17 protein-coding genes and 1 tRNA gene are annotated in these 17,072 nt (G+C 65.3%); 10 read left to right on the top strand and 8 right to left on the bottom strand.

The window, feature by feature from the left end; all coding sequences use genetic code 11:
- Positions 1 to 66: 66 nt before the first annotated feature.
- Together glmS and glmU are read right to left on the bottom strand one after the other, a co-directional pair.
- Positions 67 to 1,893 (bottom strand): glutamine--fructose-6-phosphate transaminase (isomerizing), encoded by a 1,827-nt coding sequence (gene glmS / locus ACTZWT_RS04315; RefSeq protein ID WP_444768491.1) that lies wholly within the window; start codon positions 1,891 to 1,893, stop codon positions 67 to 69.
- A 143-nt stretch (positions 1,894 to 2,036) separates the two neighbouring features.
- Positions 2,037 to 3,395, bottom strand: coding sequence for a bifunctional UDP-N-acetylglucosamine diphosphorylase/glucosamine-1-phosphate N-acetyltransferase GlmU (glmU, locus tag ACTZWT_RS04310; RefSeq protein WP_444768490.1), 1,359 nt, complete (start codon positions 3,393 to 3,395; stop codon positions 2,037 to 2,039).
- Positions 3,396 to 3,558: 163 nt separating this feature from the next.
- On the opposite strand from glmU, the gene ACTZWT_RS04305 reads away from it, so the two are divergent.
- Positions 3,559 to 4,866: a hypothetical protein gene (locus ACTZWT_RS04305; RefSeq protein WP_444768489.1), complete on the top strand. Its 1,308-nt coding sequence runs from the start codon at positions 3,559 to 3,561 to the stop codon at positions 4,864 to 4,866.
- A gap of 65 nt (positions 4,867 to 4,931) precedes the next feature.
- Positions 4,932 to 5,312 carry a hypothetical protein gene (locus ACTZWT_RS04300; protein WP_444768488.1) on the top strand — a complete coding sequence of 127 codons (381 nt, stop codon included), beginning with the start codon at positions 4,932 to 4,934 and terminating at the stop codon, positions 5,310 to 5,312.
- On the opposite strand, the gene ACTZWT_RS04295 is transcribed toward ACTZWT_RS04300, so the two are convergent.
- Positions 5,272 to 6,888, bottom strand: a complete 1,617-nt coding sequence (locus ACTZWT_RS04295) for a glycoside hydrolase family 17 protein (protein ID WP_444769195.1) — start codon at positions 6,886 to 6,888, stop codon at positions 5,272 to 5,274. The two genes, ACTZWT_RS04300 and ACTZWT_RS04295, sit on opposite strands and share 41 nt — an antisense overlap.
- Before the next feature lie 276 nt (positions 6,889 to 7,164).
- Here ACTZWT_RS04295 and ACTZWT_RS04290 point away from each other — a divergent pair, with 276 nt between their 5' ends.
- From ACTZWT_RS04290 to ACTZWT_RS04265, 6 genes are all read left to right on the top strand, one after another.
- A complete protein-coding gene (locus ACTZWT_RS04290; RefSeq protein WP_444768487.1) occupies positions 7,165 to 7,764 on the top strand; it encodes a beta-1-3, beta-1-6-glucan biosynthesis protein in 600 nt (199 codons plus the stop codon).
- A 186-nt stretch (positions 7,765 to 7,950) separates the two neighbouring features.
- Positions 7,951 to 10,650 carry a glycosyltransferase gene (locus ACTZWT_RS04285; protein WP_444768486.1) on the top strand — a complete coding sequence of 900 codons (2,700 nt, stop codon included), beginning with the start codon at positions 7,951 to 7,953 and terminating at the stop codon, positions 10,648 to 10,650.
- Between the two features lie 153 nt (positions 10,651 to 10,803).
- Positions 10,804 to 10,879, top strand: a tRNA-Lys gene (locus tag ACTZWT_RS04280).
- Positions 10,880 to 11,027: 148 nt separating this feature from the next.
- A complete protein-coding gene (locus ACTZWT_RS04275; protein ID WP_444768485.1) occupies positions 11,028 to 11,618 on the top strand; it encodes a formyltransferase family protein in 591 nt (196 codons plus the stop codon).
- A 171-nt stretch (positions 11,619 to 11,789) separates the two neighbouring features.
- Positions 11,790 to 11,933, top strand: coding sequence for a light-harvesting antenna LH1, beta subunit (gene pufB, locus ACTZWT_RS04270; protein ID WP_011441749.1), 144 nt, complete (start codon positions 11,790 to 11,792; stop codon positions 11,931 to 11,933).
- A 12-nt stretch (positions 11,934 to 11,945) separates the two neighbouring features.
- Positions 11,946 to 12,125 carry a light-harvesting protein gene (locus ACTZWT_RS04265; RefSeq protein ID WP_011503017.1) on the top strand — a complete coding sequence of 60 codons (180 nt, stop codon included), beginning with the start codon at positions 11,946 to 11,948 and terminating at the stop codon, positions 12,123 to 12,125.
- 117 nt (positions 12,126 to 12,242) lie between these two features.
- Here ACTZWT_RS04265 and ACTZWT_RS04260 read toward each other — a convergent pair whose 3' ends face one another.
- On the bottom strand, positions 12,243 to 12,446 hold the full coding sequence (locus ACTZWT_RS04260; RefSeq protein ID WP_444768484.1) for a hypothetical protein: 204 nt from the start codon (positions 12,444 to 12,446) through the stop codon (positions 12,243 to 12,245).
- 77 nt (positions 12,447 to 12,523) lie between these two features.
- A complete protein-coding gene (locus ACTZWT_RS04255) occupies positions 12,524 to 12,925 on the bottom strand; it encodes a RidA family protein (protein WP_444768483.1) in 402 nt (133 codons plus the stop codon).
- Positions 12,926 to 13,102: 177 nt separating this feature from the next.
- Here ACTZWT_RS04255 and ACTZWT_RS04250 point away from each other — a divergent pair, with 177 nt between their 5' ends.
- Entirely contained in the window at positions 13,103 to 13,984 is an 882-nt protein-coding gene (locus ACTZWT_RS04250; protein WP_444768482.1) for a DMT family transporter, read from the top strand.
- Positions 13,985 to 13,987: 3 nt separating this feature from the next.
- Here ACTZWT_RS04250 and ACTZWT_RS04245 read toward each other — a convergent pair whose 3' ends face one another.
- On the bottom strand, positions 13,988 to 14,230 hold the full coding sequence (locus ACTZWT_RS04245; protein WP_444768481.1) for a BrnA antitoxin family protein: 243 nt from the start codon (positions 14,228 to 14,230) through the stop codon (positions 13,988 to 13,990).
- 339 nt (positions 14,231 to 14,569) lie between these two features.
- Between ACTZWT_RS04245 and ACTZWT_RS04240 the strand changes: the two genes are divergently transcribed.
- Positions 14,570 to 14,785, top strand: coding sequence for a hypothetical protein (locus tag ACTZWT_RS04240; RefSeq protein WP_444768480.1), 216 nt, complete (start codon positions 14,570 to 14,572; stop codon positions 14,783 to 14,785).
- A 23-nt stretch (positions 14,786 to 14,808) separates the two neighbouring features.
- Here ACTZWT_RS04240 and tgt read toward each other — a convergent pair whose 3' ends face one another.
- Together tgt and queA are read right to left on the bottom strand one after the other, a co-directional pair.
- Entirely contained in the window at positions 14,809 to 15,951 is a 1,143-nt protein-coding gene (gene tgt / locus ACTZWT_RS04235; protein WP_444768479.1) for a tRNA guanosine(34) transglycosylase Tgt, read from the bottom strand.
- Positions 15,948 to 17,024, bottom strand: a complete 1,077-nt coding sequence (gene queA, locus ACTZWT_RS04230; protein ID WP_444769194.1) for a tRNA preQ1(34) S-adenosylmethionine ribosyltransferase-isomerase QueA — start codon at positions 17,022 to 17,024, stop codon at positions 15,948 to 15,950. The genes tgt and queA overlap by 4 nt, the downstream gene beginning before the upstream one ends.
- Positions 17,025 to 17,072: the final 48 nt, after the last annotated feature.

Genomic DNA, 17,072 nt, shown 5'->3' with positions numbered 1-17,072 from the left:
TTCCGATATAGGGGTTTCGTGCCGTCTCAACAACAGCCGGGGTGTGGATAGAACGGCCGCCTACGCCTATTCGACGGTCACCGACTTCGCCAGATTGCGGGGCTGGTCGACGTCGGTCCCCATCACGACGGCCGTATGGTAGGCGAGCAGTTGCACCGGGATCGCATACACCAGCGGCGTGAAAGCCGCCGGCATGTCCGGCATCACGATGGTCACCAGCGACTCCACCGTCGCCTCCTCGGCACCCTTGGCGTCGGTGATCAGGATGATCCGGCCGCCGCGGGCCGCGACCTCCTGCATGTTCGACACGGTCTTTTCGAACACGCGGTCGTAGGGCGCGATCACCACCACCGGCATTTTCTCGTCGATCAGCGCGATCGGGCCGTGCTTGAGTTCGCCGGCGGCGTAGCCTTCGGCGTGAATGTAGGAGATTTCCTTGAGCTTCAACGCACCTTCCAGCGCCAGCGGATAGCTGGTGCCGCGGCCGAGATAGAGCACGTCCTGGGACTTCGCGATGTCCCGCGCCAGCCGCTCGACCTGATGCTCGGTCGCGAGCGCCGCCGCCATCAGTCGCGGCAACTCGATCAGGCCGTGAACCAGCTTGGTTTCGTCCTGCGCAGACAATTCGCCGCGGGCCCGGCCCGCCGCTACTGCCAGCGCGGCGAGTACCGTGAGTTGGCAGGTGAACGCCTTGGTCGAGGCCACGCCGATTTCCGGGCCGGCCAGCGTCGGCATCACGGTTTCGCTGTCGCGGGCGATCGTCGAGGTCGGCACGTTGACCACCGACAGCGTGTGCAGCCCCTGCTCCTTGGCGTAGCGCAGCGCCGCCAGCGTGTCGGCGGTCTCACCGGATTGCGAGATGAAGATCGCCAGATCGCCCTTGCGCAGCGGCGCCTCGCGATAGCGGAACTCGGAGGCGATATCGATTTCGACCGGCAGCCGCGCGAACCGCTCGAACCAGTATTTGCCGATATAGCCCGCGTAATTCGCGGTGCCGCAGGCGGTGATCGAGATCCGCTGGATATCCTTGAAGTCGAACGGCAGCTTCGTCGGCAGCGACACCCGCTCGGTCGCCATGTCGAGATAACGCGCCAGCGTATGGCCGACGACTTCCGGCTGCTCGTGAATTTCCTTCGCCATGAAGTGGCGATAGTTCGCCTTGTCGACGACGAAAGACGACGCGCCGGACTTCATCACGCCGCGCTCCACGATGTCACCCTTGGCATCGTGGACTTCCGCGCCGCTCCGGGTCAGCACCACCCAGTCGTCGTCTTCGAGATAGCTGATATCGTCGGTCAGCGGCGCCAGCGCGATCGCGTCGGAGCCGAGATACATCTCGCCGTCGCCATAACCGATCGCGAGCGGCGAGCCCTTGCGCGCGCCGATCATCAGATCGTCGTGGTCCTCGAACAGGAACGCCAGCGCGAACGCGCCGCGCAGCCGCGGCAGCGCCGCCTTCACAGCATCCGCCGGGGACGCGCCGTTGCGGATGTAGGCGCTCACCAGATGCGCGACGACTTCGGTATCGGTCTCGCTCGCGAAATCTGCGCCGCCGGCCTGGAGTTCGGTACGCAGTTCGCGGAAATTCTCGATGATGCCGTTGTGAACCACGGCGACGCCGGCAGCGGCGTGCGGATGCGCATTGGTCTCGTTCGGCTTGCCGTGCGTCGCCCAACGCGTGTGGCCGATGCCGGCATGACCGCTCAGCGGCTCGCGTTTGAGCCGCGCCTCGAGGTTTTTCAGCTTGCCTTCGGCACGGCGGCGTTCGAGATGCATTCCCTCCAGCGTAGCCACGCCGGCGGAATCATAGCCGCGATATTCGAGCCGTTTCAATGAGTCGACCAGTTGCTCCGCAACCGGTCCGCGCCCCAGAATGCCGATGATGCCGCACATGCGGTTGAATACCCCCGAATGCCGGCACGGTCCGGCGTCACCTGATATGTAGCGAGTTCGCCAAAACCACAGGTAGTCAATATTTATTGCGAATTGCGACAGGGTTAAGCGACGGGGCGTTAACCAATCGCATCAGCCGGATGTCAACTCTCTTTGGGCTTCTTCACGCGCGCCTTGGCTTCACGAAACCGCTTCGCCCAGCCCTCGCGCACGCTCAGGTCGTTACGCTCGACCGCGAGCGCATCGTCCGGCACGTTTCTGGTGATGACCGATCCCGAACCGATATAAGCGCCCACACCGATCGTGATCGGCGCGACCAACGAAGAATTCGATCCGACGAAGGCGCCGGCGCCGATCTCGGTGCGATGCTTGTTGTAGCCGTCATAATTGCAGGTGATCGTGCCCGCGCCGATATTGGCGCCGGCGCCGATATGCGCGTCGCCGATATAGGTGAGATGATTGACCTTGGCGCCGGCGTCGATCTGCGCCGCCTTGGTCTCGACGAAGTTGCCGATCTTGGCGCCGTCGCCGAGCGAGGTGCCCGGACGCAGCCGCGCATAGGGACCGATCGAGGTTTTCTTGCCGAGCGACGTTTCGACGATGTGCGAGAACGAATGGACCACCGCGCCGTCGCCGATGCTGACGCCGGGGCCGATCACCACGAACGGCTCGATCGTGACGTCCTTGCCGAATGTCGTGTCAGCCGCGAGATGAATCGTCTCCGGCGATATCAACGTCACGCCGGCGGCCATCGCCGCCTGGCGCAGCCGCGTCTGCATCACCGCTTCGGCTTCGGCGAGTTGCGCCTTGGTGTTGATGCCGCGGACTTCGTCTTCGTCGGTCTCGATCACGCTCGCAGTCAGTCCGAGCTTTCGCACGATGCCGACTGCGTCGGTCAGGTAGTACTCGCCCTTCTTGTTGGCGTTGTCGATCTGCTCGAGCACCTCGAGCGCGATGCGGCCGTCGATCGCCATCACGCCGGCATTGCACAGCGTGATCGCCAGTTCGGCCGGGCCGGCGTCGGCCTGCTCGCGGATCGCGGCCAACTGGCCGGCCTCGACCACCAGCCGGCCGTAGCCGGTCGGATCGACTGCGCGGAAGCCCAGCACCACCAGCGCCGAACCGTTCCGCAGCGGCTCGCGCAAGCGGGCGAAAGTCTCCGACGAAATCAGCGGGGTGTCACCGAAGGCGATCAGCAGATCGTCGGCGCCGCGCGCAATCGCGTCCTTCGCCGCGAGCACCGCATGCGCCGTGCCGAGACGCTCCGCCTGCACATAGGTCTCCGCATCCGGGCGGAGCCGACTGGTCTCGTCGGCCACCGCCTGGTGATCGGGCCCGACCACCACGGCGAGTTTGTCGCCTTCGCCGTGCGGTGCGGCGGCCAGAACGTGGGCGAGCAGCGGCCGCCCGGCCACCGGGTGAAGCACCTTGGGTAGCGACGACCGCATCCGCGTGCCCTCTCCGGCCGCAAGCACGATCGTCAGGCTGGTTCTCGTCGTCATCTCAAATCCCGTGCCGTCGATGTGCAGCTCTCATAAAGGGTTTTCGGCCCAAGGGGAAACCGCCTCGGGGACCGAAAATGCCCGGCCGGCTGCATCAAGCCGACGTTCCCTGTTATTGTTGGTGGCATGATTCGCTGGGGCGACAGGGGCTTCGAACGTTCGGATGGCGAGGAACAGCGATGATCTGGCGGACAGTTTTGCCGCCGACGAATCGGGCGGATGGCTGACGCGCTTCCTGGCGGATGAGGAAGACCTCGACACCCGCGCCAAATGGCGGCTGGCATCATGGGCGGCCGGTTCGATCGGCGCGCTGGTGATCGCGATCCTGGCCAGCCAGACCGCGATCGACCGCAAGCGCGACCAGGTCGCCGCCGTCGATCTGGCACGGCAATCGCAGCAGATTCAGCGGCTGGCCAGGGAGAGCCAGAGCGAGGCCAGCCGGCTTGCCGCAGCCATTGAGACGCTCAACAGCGATCGCGACCGTCTTTATTCGCGGCTCGGCTCGCTCGAGCAGGGACTCGAATCGGTGACGGGTTCGATCGCGCGGGTGCAGGCCTCCACCAAGCCGACGTCGGGTCACGACAAGGCAGCCGCGGCGGCGCTCCCGGAGATTCCGGTCAAGGAGCCGTCGGGGCCGCGGATCGCAGCGGTCGATTCCAAATCAAGCGCGCAGGCACCCCCGTCAGTGCCGCCATCGGCTGCGGCCGCGCAGTCACCCCCCTCTCCATCCAAACGCGCCACCGCCGCGGCAGCCTCTGAAACGGCTTCGCCGTCTCCCAAGATCGATCAGCCTGAATCGCCGGCCCCGATCGTCGCCGCAGCGGCATCTCCCGTTACGTCGCCCTCCGTTGTTCCGGCCTCGCCACCCGCCCCGGAGGCGGAAGCCAAACGCCTCGACAAGACCGCCCTGGCCGCGATCGTGCCAGCGCCCCCCTTGATGGCGTCCCGTTCGATGCTGGCGCCGCCGGATTCCGCCGCGGGCAAGCTCCTGCAGCCCCTGGGGCCCGGCAATCCGCAGAGCGAGCCGGAGGCCGACTCACCCGATGAGACGCCGGTCGTCGTTCCCCGCACCGAGTTCGGTGCCGAACTGGGCGGAGCGAATTCGGTCGAGGGGCTGCGCAATCTTTGGCGCCGGATGTCGAAGGCTCACACGGAGCTGAAGGACATGCGGCCGATCATTATGGTCAAGGAAAACGCCAGCGGCGGTCAGCTCCGGTTGGTCGTCGGTCCGCTCAACGACGCCGCGGCGGCGGCCAGGCTTTGCGCCACGCTCGGCGCCGCCGATCGCGCCTGCGAGACATCGGTGTTCGACGGTCAGCGCCTGCCGCTGACCTCGACCGCACCGCCGCCCCGGATGCCGCGCAAGCGCCCCCCCAAAGTCACCGCCGCCCCCGAGCCGCCGCCGCCCCCACCGGAGCCGCAGCCGGCGCCGAAGCCGGCGTCGCTGTCGACGTTTCTCGGCATCCGCTGAGGTCCGACTGAGCCCGACCACCGCAGCGGGTTGTTCGCAGCCGCGAACCGCTGCATAATCTCAGAATGAAAAAACGCCCCTTCCGCCTCACCCCGTATCAGGTGCAGTGGCTCCTGATCGTCGGCTTTCTCACCGTGGGCTATGCGCTGTATCTGCGCTATCTCGCGATCGAACTCTCGACCGTGGCGCTCGCCTGCGACGCCGGTCTGCAATCGATGCTGTGCAAGACGCGGCTGCTGATGACCTACCTGTTCCGCAATTCCGTGTTCGGAATCGCCGCGGTGGTGATCGCCGTGCTGCACTTCATCCGGCCGTCGATCGTGCTGCTGACCGCGGGTCTGGTGGCCGCCGGCTTCGGCATCGTGCTCTACAACATCGCCCTGTCGGGGATCGCGATCGGCTTGCTTATCTTGGGATTTGCACGGCCCGCGCCCGCCACAGCGTGAGCGCCAGCATAAAATAGACCGCGCAGGTCCACAGCGACTGCCAGTTCTTCGGCCCTTCGTTGAACACCGTGTAGAGCGCGCAGACCGCGAACACCCCGGCGAACACCGCCTCGGCGATCGGCCGCACGCCCTGTTGCGGCCGGTTCAGCAGCATCAGCAGGAACAGCGGCAGCACCGCCATCGTCAGCGAGGCGAACGGAAAATCGCGATAGCGCGGATCGAAGGTGAAGCCGAGCGCCGTCTGCGCGCCGATCAGCGTGGTCACCACAACCGACAATCCCAGCGCGTAGGTCAGGAACGATCTGCTGCGATCCTCCCGAGGGCCGAACAGTTCGAGGAACGTCGGGACCGCCCGGCCGACCATCAGCGCATGCGCCGCCAGTATTGGCGTCAGCACGCCGCTGGCCAGCAGCAATCCCCATTGCAGCCAGCGGCCCCAGCCGTAGCTCTCCACCAGCATCTTGTCGACGGCGATGCCGAGCAGCACGCCGCCCGCAGTCGCCGACACGCCCACGGCAAGCCATGAGGCCAGCCGTGGCGACCAGGGTCTGCGGCGCAACGTCAGCATCGCGGTCGCAAAGATCACCACGCTGAGCCCCATGCCGGCGGCCATCGACAGCTTCCACTTCGGGAAATTGCTGATCGGCACGCCAGCCGGATATTTCAGTTCGCGATTGTCCGCGTCGATCAGGCCCCAGTAACCGCCGACCGTGCCCTCGAGATCGCGCTTCCATGGCTGGTCGTAGGCCTCGATCAGATTGACACGGAAATTCTCCGCCTTGGCGAGACCGAGAATTTCCGAAACGACGCGCGCCTGATTGGTGCGAGACGGCAGCGCGCCCTCGCGCATCCGCCCAGCGCTCGGCCAGCCGGTCTCGCCGATCAGGATTTCCTTGGCCGGGAATGCGACCGCGACGCGCTTGCGGATCTGATCGACATGCGCCGCGGCATTGCGCGCACGGATCGGCAGGTCCTCCCAATACGGCAGGATGTGGATCGTGACGAAATCCACCGCCTCGTAAATCTCGCGATTGCGCAGCCAGTATTCCCAGACGTCGGCGTAGGTGACCGGCGTCTTCACCTGCGACTTGACCAGACGAATCGTCGCAGCGAGATCGCCCGCCGTCATCTCGCCGCGTAGCAACACTTCGTTGCCCACGACCAGCGCGCTGATGACGTCCGGATAGTCCTTGGCCAGGCCGACCGCGATGGCGATCTGCGCCAGGTTCTTGGCGCGCTCGTTGCCGAGCCAGATTCCCTGCAGCACCTTGAGGCCGACCTTGGCCGCGATCGCCGGCAATTGCTCGAGGCCGTTGTCGACCGAATAGGTCCGGACGCATTTCGAGATCTTGGCGAGTTGCGCCAGATCCTGCTCGATCTGATCGGCGCCGATCCGTGTTGTCGGATCGAGCGGCGTCTGCGCACCGCGGAACGGCGCATACGACACGCATTCGAGCTTGGCGTTCGGATCGATCGGCGCGCGCGCGAGATTGACCGGCGTGGCGATCCACCACCAGACGCCGAAGATGATGCCGAGAGAAATCGGGAGAAGCGCCAGCGGCGTGCGAAAAGTAATGGGTTCCGTCCTCCAGAATGACCGTCGATTACCCGCTCACAGGCGATCTGCCAAGGGCATAAGCTGACGCAACCTCCGGAGCGCCGACATGAACGCGCGTTAAGCAACATGAATTCGTCGACATCTCGTCGGCGATCAGTTGTCATTGCTGGACAAATCCCGGAATGTCCGCCATGGGAATCGTGCAGGGGTCACGCCGCATCGGCGACGATTTCAGGTGGCATCGGGCGATGGGGACCGAGGCCGTCATGGCCCGGCCAACAGATCGGGGACGCTATGCGACGAGTAATCCTTGAGTTCCGGAACGCGCTGTGGCGCGGTCTGGCCGCGACCGGACTTGCGCTGCTGATCGGGATCGGCGGCGCGATCGCCCAGAGCGGCGATCTGCGCGCCCAGGATCAGAACAACAAGCCCGCAGCCAACGCCAATCAGCCGGCGCAGGCGCCTGCCGACGCACTCAAGGAAAGCCAGCGCAAGACCGACGAATTCGTCGAAGCCGCGCAGGCGATCAACGGACCCGCCGGCAATCCGGAATGCGTCTGGCTCGGCCGCCGCGTCGTGGTGCTGATGTGGCGCGACGACCTCGACACCGCGTTCCGCCATCTCGACCTGTACGACCGCTTCGGCTGCCCGACCGGCCACATCCAGGCCGCGTTCCGCTGCCTGGTCCGCTCCGGTCCGATCGATCCGAAGGTGCCGGAAGGCCTCAGCGGGCGCGTCCACGCCTGCTGGATCAATCCGACCGCACAGCCACAGCCTGCAGCGGCAACCGCGGCTCCGGCGGCACCTGCGGGCAAGCCGGCGGCGAATCCGCAGCCCGCCGCTCCGGCGACGCCAGCGCAAAATCCTGCTGCCAATCCTGCGCCGGCGAAATAGGCCGGCGCAGTTCGGAACGTTCGGAAATTTTTGCGGTTGGCGTGTGTCCGCCCTTAAATCGCCACGGCGGCGTATGAATTGATCGCCAACGGGGCCGAGCGCTATGCTTGAATTGCTACCGCCTTGGTCGGACCTCGGGGACGGGTCCGCTGACCAGCCATCTGGCCCCCGTATGGTTTAGTCGCGATGCGCGCCGTCGTCGCTGTTCTGCTTTTCGTCACCGCCGCTCACGCCGGTCTCTGGGGCATCCTCAGGGACAAACAGAAAGCCCCCGACTTTTCCGGCATTCTGCCGAGCGTGTCCTACGCGCCATTTGATGGCTCTGCTCACCCCGACGTCGACAATATTCCGAGCGCCGAGCGGATCCGCAGCGACCTGAAAACGCTGGCTCCGATGACCCGGGCGATTCGACTTTACTCGTCGACCGGCGGCGTCGAGCTGGTGCCTCCGATTGCCAATGAAGTCGGGCTGAAGGTCACGGTCGGCGCCTGGATCGACAAGTTCACCGACCGCAACGAGCGCGAAATGCAGGCGGCCATCGAGCTCGCCAAGCGCAACAGCAACGTCAACGGCATCGTCGTCGGCAACGAAACCATCTACCGCGCCGACCAGAAGGTCGAGGACCTGATCAAGCTGATCCAGCGCGTGAAGAGCCAGGTCAACGTCCCGGTCACCACCGGCGAGATCTGGAACATCTGGATCGAGAATCCCGAACTGGCATCCTCGGTCGACTTCATCGCCGCGCACATCCTGCCCTATTGGGAAGGGTTTTCGGACAAGCAGGCGGTCGATCAGGCGCTGATTATCTACCAGAAACTGCGTGACGCCTTCCCCGGCAAGCGCATCGTGATTGCCGAATTCGGCTGGCCGAGCGCCGGCTACAATCTCAAATCGGCGATCCCCGGCCCGTTCGAACAGGCGGTGACGCTGCGCAATTTCGTCAGCCGCGCCGAAGCCATCGGGATGGAATACAACATCGTCGAGGCGATCGATCAGCCCTGGAAGTTCTTCGAGGGCGGCGTCGGTCCGTACTGGGGCATTCTCAACGCGTCCCGTGAGCCGAAATTCGCCTGGACCGGCCCGGTGGTCGATCCGGACTATTGGAAGCTCGCCGGCATCGCGCTGCTGGTCGGCATCCTGCTGTCGCTGCCGATCCTGCAGCTTGCCGCCCCCACGGCGATGCAGACGCTGCTGTTGTCGTCGGCCGCGCATGGCGTCGGCGCCTGGGTCGCCACCGTGTTCGCCTATTGGGCCGGGCATTACTTCCTGTTCGGCTCCGCCTTTGCACTGACGCTCGGCATGATTCTGCTGGTCCCGCTGGTCGCGATCGCGCTGGCGCGGATCGAGGAAATCGCGGTGGTCGCGTTCGGGCGCAAGCCGCGGCGATTGATCACCCGCGCGATGACCGAAGCCCAGGAGAAGACGCAGGCCGCGGCGCTGGCCAAGGGCGAGCCGGTGCACTTCCCCAAGGTGTCGATCCACGTCCCGGCCTATTTCGAGCCGCCGGAGATGCTGAAGCAGACGCTCGATGCGGTGGCCAAGCTCGACTATCCGAACTTCGAATGCGTGGTGATCATCAACAACACGCCGGACCCGGCCTTCACCCAGCCGATCCAGGACCATTGCCGCGAACTCGGCGAGCGCTTCAAGTTCATCAATGCCGAGAAGGTGCAGGGATTCAAGGCCGGCGCGTTGCGTATCGCAATGGAGCGCACCGCCGCCGATGCCGAGATCATCGGCATCATCGATGCCGACTATGTGGTGACGCCGGACTGGCTGAAAGACCTCGTGCCGGCGTTCGACGATCCGCGGGTCGGCCTCGTCCAGGCCCCGCAGGAGCATCGCGACGGCGATCGTTCGCTGATGCACTACATCATGAACGGCGAATATGCCGGCTTCTTCGACATCGGCATGGTCCAGCGCAACGAGGTCAACGGCATCATCGTGCACGGCACGATGTGCCTGATCCGCCGCGCCGCGATGGACATGGCCGGTGGCTGGTCGAGCGACACGATCTGCGAGGATTCGGACCTCGGCCTCGAGATCATGGAGCACGGCTGGCTTACCCACTACACCAACACCCGCTACGGCTACGGCCTACTGCCGGACACCTACGAGGCGTTCAAGAAGCAGCGCCACCGCTGGGCCTATGGCGGCTTCCAGATCATCAAGAAGCACTGGCGCCGGTTCCTGCCGGGCAACAGCCGGCTGTCACAGGATCAGAAACGCGAATTCGGCCTCGGCTGGCTGAACTGGCTCGGCGCCGAAAGCCTCGGCGTGGTGGTGGCGATCCTCAATCTGGTCTGGGTGCCGATCGTCGCCTTCGCCGACATCGCGATTCCCGACAAGATCCTGACACTGCCGATCATCGCGTCTTTCATCGTGACCCTGGCCCACTTCCTCGTGCTGTACCGGCTGCGGGTGAAGATCAACACGCCGCGGATGCTGGGCGCCATGATCGCCGCGATGTCGGTGCAGTGGACGGTGTCGCGCGCCGTCGCCCAGGGGCTGATCACCGAGCACCTCGCTTTCGCCCGCACATCCAAGGGTGGCCTGACCCTGATGTCGGTCGAATTCCAGGCGTTCTGGGAAGCCGTGATCGGCGTGCTGCTACTGATCGGCGCCGGCGTCCTGATCGCCTCGAACTCCTTCCGCCAGATTCACGAGATCTACATCTTCGCCGGCGTGCTGGTGTTGCAGAGTCTGCCGTTCCTCGCCGCGGTGGCCATCGCGATCCTCGAGAACTCACGAATCAATTCGTTCCAGTGGTGGACCGACACCCGCGTCCGCACTGCCGAGTTGATCGGATTGAGGCCGGTGACGCTGCCGCCGGCGATCCCGGCGCGGCAGAAGGTCGTCCAGGAGATCCACCACGACGCCGCGTGAGCCTTTTTCAGCCGCACCGGCGGCTGATTGGTTGGACGAGAAGCTGGCCGTAAATATCTGTGTGTTCGGACCAATTCGTCACACGCGGGGAACATTCACCCCGCCCACAGCTATTGACCGGCGCGCCCCCGCCCCCTACACAGCCCGGCACGTGAGCGCGTAGCTCAGCCGGTAGAGCACGTGACTTTTAATCATGGGGTCGAGGGTTCGAGTCCCTCCGCGCTCACCACATTCGCCGTGTCCTGCCGTTGTCTTGCCTTGAGACCGGGTGACGGATCGCATCTGAGACATGGGTGACAATCCGTGCCGAGCGGATTGTCGATCTCACGCGGGCCTCAGAGGCCAGAACACAGCCCCCTTTCCCAGAGGATCTCCCCTTGCGCATCACCCTCGTCGGCTCGCGACATTTCGGCGTGGCCACTTTGGAGATGCTGCGCAGCCGTGGCGTCTCGGTGCCGCGCGTGGTGGTGGCTGACGGCGGCGACCGTCTGGCTCTGGCGGCCGAGGCGGCCGGGATTGCGGTGACGGTGCAGGCCAGCCCCAAGCTCGTCACCGCTGCGGAGATCGCGCCCGACACCGACCTGATCGTCGCCGCGCACTGCCATGCCCGGGTCGGCCGCGACGCGCTGGCGGCGTCCCGGCTCGGCGGCATCGGCTATCACCCGTCGCTGCTGCCGCGGCACCGCGGCATCGCCGCGGTGGAATGGACCATCCGCGAGGGCGACCCGATCACCGGCGGCACGGTCTATCACCTCGCCGACCGGATGGATGCCGGCGCGATCGCGCTGCAGGAATGGTGCTTCGTGCAGAAGGGCGAGACCGCCCGGGAGCTATGGGAACGCGCGCTGGCGCCGCTCGGGATCAAGCTGCTGGCGGAGGTGATCGACCACGCCCGCGCCCATTCGGTGCTGCCGGCGCAGCCGCAAGACGAACGATTCGCGACCAACGCGCCCCGCGCGACAGCCTGACGCACTCGGATCGCTATCTATCTACCGATCAGCGCCGCATCTACGACTTTTGTACTCACGAAAAATTGTTCCTGCGCAATGTTGTCGATCACGGTCTCGATCACACTGCCCCCATCGAGCGCTGCTTTGCGGCCGTTCGATTCACAGAACAACTCGTTTGAGGTTTTCAAAATGGCTGAAAAGACGCTGACCGGCCTGTCGGTCGAGGAGTCGGAAGAGCTCCACAAGCACGTCATCGATGGCACCCGCATCTTCGGTGCGATCGCGATCGTCGCTCACTTCCTCGCCTACGTTTACTCGCCCTGGCTGCACTAAGGAGTATTGACCATGAATCAAGGTAGAATCTGGACTGTGGTCAGCCCGACCGTCGGCCTGCCCCTGCTGCTCGGCAGCGTCACCGTGATCGCGATCCTGGTGCACGCCGCTGTTCTCAGCAACACCACCTGGTTCCCGAAGTACTGGAACGGCAAGACCGCGGCGATCACCTCGACCGTCAACGTCGGCTGATTCGGCTCCTTCGAGCTGAGTTACAAGACCGGGCTCCCATGGAGCCCGGTCTTTGCTTTTGATACCGCGTTATCTGATACCGGTTATCCGACCGTGGAGTGCCGCAGCAGCCGCCGTTCACGCCTGCTGCTTCGATGCGGCCAGTTGCGTCGCGGTCCGCTTCATCGTCTTGGCGACGAGCAGCGCCTGATCCTTGGTCAGCGCGAAATCCTGAACGCCCTTCTGCGTGGTCAGCGACAGGATCATCACATCGGGCTGGTTCTCCGGCCAGCCGGTGGCGAAGGCGGTGACGAAATCCGCCGAGGTGGAACGCTGGGTCATCGATCGAACTCCTTGCAAGCTGGCGGCTTGTTGACCGAATCCCGCCGGCCTTGCAAGGGCGGTTCACGACTGTCGCACTACCTCGCCGGCACGAACGCCGTCACCTCGATCTCGACCTTGGCGCGCGGATCGACCAGCCCGGAAATGTAGAGCAAGGTCGAGGGCGGGAAGTGCCGCCCCAGCGTATCGCGCCACGCCGCGGCAATGCCGGGGCCTGCGGCGGCGTAGTCCTCGCGGCTGGTGAGATACCAGGTCAGCCGGACGATGTGCTCCGGGCCCGCGGCAGCCTCGGCGAGCAGTGTCACGATCCGCTTTAGAGCCGCGCCAACCTGTGCGGCCAGATCGTCCGATTCGTACTCGCCCTTGTCGTTGGTGCCGGTCTGGCCGGCCAGCACCAGCCATTGGCCCGGCCCGATGAAGGCAACGCCGTGCGAAAATCCGCGGGGCTTCGTCCAGTCGGCCGGCTGCAAGGTCCGCATCACTCATCCTCCCTTTGTCTGCGAGCCGGCTTGCGCGGCTCTTCTGCCCAGTCGGGCACAGGCGCCGCCGGAAATCAACCACGCCGATCTGCGTTCGCATGGGTTGCCAATCCTGGCACGGTCGCCGATAGAGCAAGCGGAAACGCTTGGCGATCAGAACAGCAGAACAATCCGCCGATGACCCGACAACCTTCGAAGAGCATGGCCGCGCTGTGGATGTCCGGCTGGCTCAGCCTGATGGTGATCATCGCGGTCGCCGGTCGCGAGACATTGCGCGAGCTGAACGTATTCCAGGTCATGGAACTGCGTTCGTTGATCGGCTTTGCGATGCTGTATCCGCTGGTGCGCGCCGCCGGCGGCTTTGCCACAATGGCGACGGCGCGGCCGCTGCCGCACCTCGCCCGCAATCTGGTGCACTATGCCGCGCAACTCGGCTGGTTCTTCGCGCTGACGCTGATCCCGATCGGCCAGGTCGTCGCGATCGAGTTCACCATGCCGATCTGGATCGCGATCCTCGCGGCGATCTTCCTGGGCGAGCGCCTGAACGTCTGGAAGATCACCGCCGTCGCGCTCGGGCTTGTCGGCGTCGTCGTGATCGTCCGCCCCACCGCGGGCGCAATCGAGCCAGGCCAGTTGATCGCGCTGGGCGCTGCGTTCGGCTTTGCCGTCACGATCACACTGGTCAAATCGCTGACGCGAACCGAGAGCACCCTGACGATCATCTTCTGGATGCTGATCATCCAGTCCGCGCTGGGCTTCCTTCCGGCGCTGTATGTCTGGCAGTGGCCTTCCGCCTACGGCTGGATCTGGATCGTGGTGATCGCGTTCTGCGGCACGTTCTCGCACTACTGCATGGCGCGGGCGCTGTCCTATGCCGACGCCACCGTGGTGGTGCCGATGGATTTCCTGCGCGTGCCGCTGAGCGCGACCGCCGGCTGGCTGCTCTACGGCGAACGGCTCGACGCCTACACCGTGCTCGGCGCGGCGCTGATCCTCGCCGGAAACCTTCTCAACCTGCGCACGGTGCGGTCGACGACCGCCGCACGCGCCAACACCTGACGCCTACAGTCCCGCCGCCTTGCGCAGCGCGGCGTTGATACGCTCCTGCCAGCCGGGACCGTCGGCCTGGAAGTGTTCGAGCACGTCCTGATCGATCCGCAGCGAGACCATTTCCTTGATGCCGGGAAGCGCGCGCTTCTGAACAACCGGCGCCTGGACGGGCTTGGTCGTCACTTTCTTGAAAGCGGCTTCAGCCTCGGTGCGGGCATCGTTCAATGTGCGCGGGCGGCGGGGCGGCTGAGACATGGTGTCCTCTTCGATGAGACTTGAGTCAGAACGAGCAACGAAACGACTACGAGATAAGCAGTACGACGAAGTTTTCGCGAAGACTTGACGCGACGTGGCAACGAACCGTTCACGATGCATTGCACGCGGCAGCTCCGAGGACATTGTACGCGGATAAGCCAGCAAAACCGGCAACAACTCGACACGCTTCCACTCTGCCGCAGTCGCGCTGCAATGCAGAATCGATTTTCTCAAAACGAACGCATTTGTGTTGCGACATCGTCAGAGTTCCTAGTGTATAGTTCGTGCAACGGAAAGCTAAGTCCACTGCTCAATCCACTGGATGTTGAGGAGGTCACGATGCCAGCGATCGCTGAAGTTCTGTCGACCACAGCCCCTCGTCCTGCACCGCGTGGAAACGATATGCCGACCTGCCCGGTCTGCGCAGATTCGATGGTCGCGGCGGAAGCCTCTGCGTTTCTGACGGAGAGCATGGTCAGCTATCTCTGGACCTGCGACACCTGTGGGTATGGCTTTGTAACCAAGCATTCGATGAAACGCTTCGCCTGTAACTGATCTCGGCGCTGCGTTCCTCGCGGTCATGCGGGGTCTCTTGATGCGATATCGCCCTGCTCCCAGCCGGCCCGGGTCTGCATCCGAAACGTCTCGAACGACCCGCGCGCGATCGCTTCACGCATATCGCGCATCAGCCGCTGATAGTATGCGATGTTGATCTCCGACAGCAGCATCGCGCCGAGCGTTTCGCCTGATTTCACAAGATGATGCAGATAGGCCCGCGAGCAGTTGCGGGTCGAGGGCCAGTCGCTCGCCTCGTCCAGCGGCCGCGGGTCGTCGGCGTGGCGGGCATTGCGCAGATTGACCGGTCCGAACCGTGTGAACGCGACGCCGTGGCGTCCGTTCCGGGTCGGCATCACGCAATCGAACATGTCGATGCCGCGCGCCACCGCTTCGAGCATGTCTTCGGGTGTGCCGACGCCCATCAGATAGCGCGGCCGGTCGGCCGGCAGGATCGGCGCCGCCTCCTCGATCATCGCCAGCATCACCTCCTGCGGCTCGCCGACGGCGAGGCCGCCGATCGCATAGCCGTGGAAGCCGAGTTCGATCAGCCCGCGCGCGCTGGCATGGCGCAGTTCCGGCACGTCGCCGCCCTGGACGATGCCGAACAGCATGTGGCCTTCGGGTGCCTGTTCGAACGCGCGCTTGCAGCGCTCGGCCCAGCGCAGCGACAGTTGCATCGCGCGCTCGATGTCGGCCCGCTCCGCCGGCAGCCGTACACATTCATCGAGCTGCATCGCGATGTCGCTGCCGAGCAGAAGCTGCACTTCAATTGCCCGCTCCGGCGAAAGCTCGATCGCGGCGCCGTCGATATGCGAGCGGAAGTTCACCGCCTTCTCGGAGACCTTGCGCAATTGCGCCAGCGACATCACCTGGAAGCCGCCGGAATCGGTCAGCATCGGGCCGTTCCAGGTGGTGAAGCGTTGCAGCCCGCCGAGCGCCGCGATCCGCTCCGCGCCCGGGCGCAGCATCAGATGATAGGTGTTGCCGAGCACGATATCGGCGCCGGCGTCGCGCACCTCGCGCCAGTGCAATCCCTTCATCGCGCCGGCGGTGCCGACCGGCATGAAGGCCGGCGTGCGCACCACGCCGTGCGGCGTGGTCAGCCGGCCGGTGCGGGCCGCGCCGTCGCGCCCGAGCAGGTCGAAATGATTCGGCACGCTCATGCGGGCTCCCGGAACAGCAGGCTGGCGTCGCCATAGGAATAGAACCGATAGCCGGATTCGATCGCGTGGCGGTAGGCCGCCTGCATCGTATCCAGCCCACAGAACGCCGACACCAGCATGAACAGCGTCGAGCGCGGCAGATGGAAATTGGTCATCAGGATGTCGACCGCGCGAAATTTGTAGCCCGGCGTGATGAAGATCGCGGTCTCGTCGGCGAATGGCTGGATCCGGCCGCTGTCGCTCGCGGCACTTTCCAGCAGCCGCAGCGAGGTGGTGCCGACCGCGACGATGCGGCCGCCCTGCGCGCGCGCGGCGTTCAGCGCCTCGGCGGTGTCACGGCTGATCGTGCCCCATTCGGCATGCATGCGATGCTCGGCGGTGTCGTCGGTCTTCACCGGCAGGAACGTTCCCGCCCCGACATGCAGCGTCACCCGGTGCAACGCCACGCCCCGCGCCGCGAGCGCCGCGTCGAGCTCCGGCGTGAAGTGCAGCCCCGCGGTCGGCGCAGCGACGGCGCCTTCGTTGGCCGCGAACATGGTCTGGTAGTCGGCCGCGTCCTGATCGTCCGGCGCGCGCTTGGAGGCGATGTAGGGCGGCAGCGGCGTCGCGCCGAGTTCGGCGATCGCCTGATCGAGCGCTGGCCCGTGAAATACAAAAGCCAGCGTCACTTCGCCGGCATCGCCCTTGGCCTCTACCGTGGCGTCGAGATGACCCAGCAGGCAGACCCGGCCGTCATGACCGAAGCGGACGACATCGCCCTCGGCGAGCTTCTTCGCCGGCTTGACCAGCGCTTGCCAGCGCGAGCCGTCGAGCCGCTTGATCAGCGTCGCCTCGATCCTCGGCTCGGTCGTGCGGCCGATCCGGCGGCCGGTGAGTTGGGCCGCGATCACGCGCGTATCATTGACAACGAGTTGGTCACCCGGCTGCAGCAAAGACGGCAGGTCGCGCACGATCCGGTCCTGCAGCGCCGCGCCGGGACGCACCACGAGCATCCGCGCGGCATCGCGCGGGCTCACCGGCCGCAGCGCGATGCTGCTCGCCGGCAGATCGAAATCGAACAGATCGGTGCGCATGGGTTTCTGCACGGCGCGCTCCCTCTCCCCGCCTGCGGGGAGAGGGTT

The sequence above is a fragment of the Rhodopseudomonas sp. NSM genome (assembly GCF_052445935.1).
GTDB lineage: Bacteria > Pseudomonadota > Alphaproteobacteria > Rhizobiales > Xanthobacteraceae > Rhodopseudomonas.
This window is presented reverse-complemented; position numbering and strand designations above follow the sequence as displayed.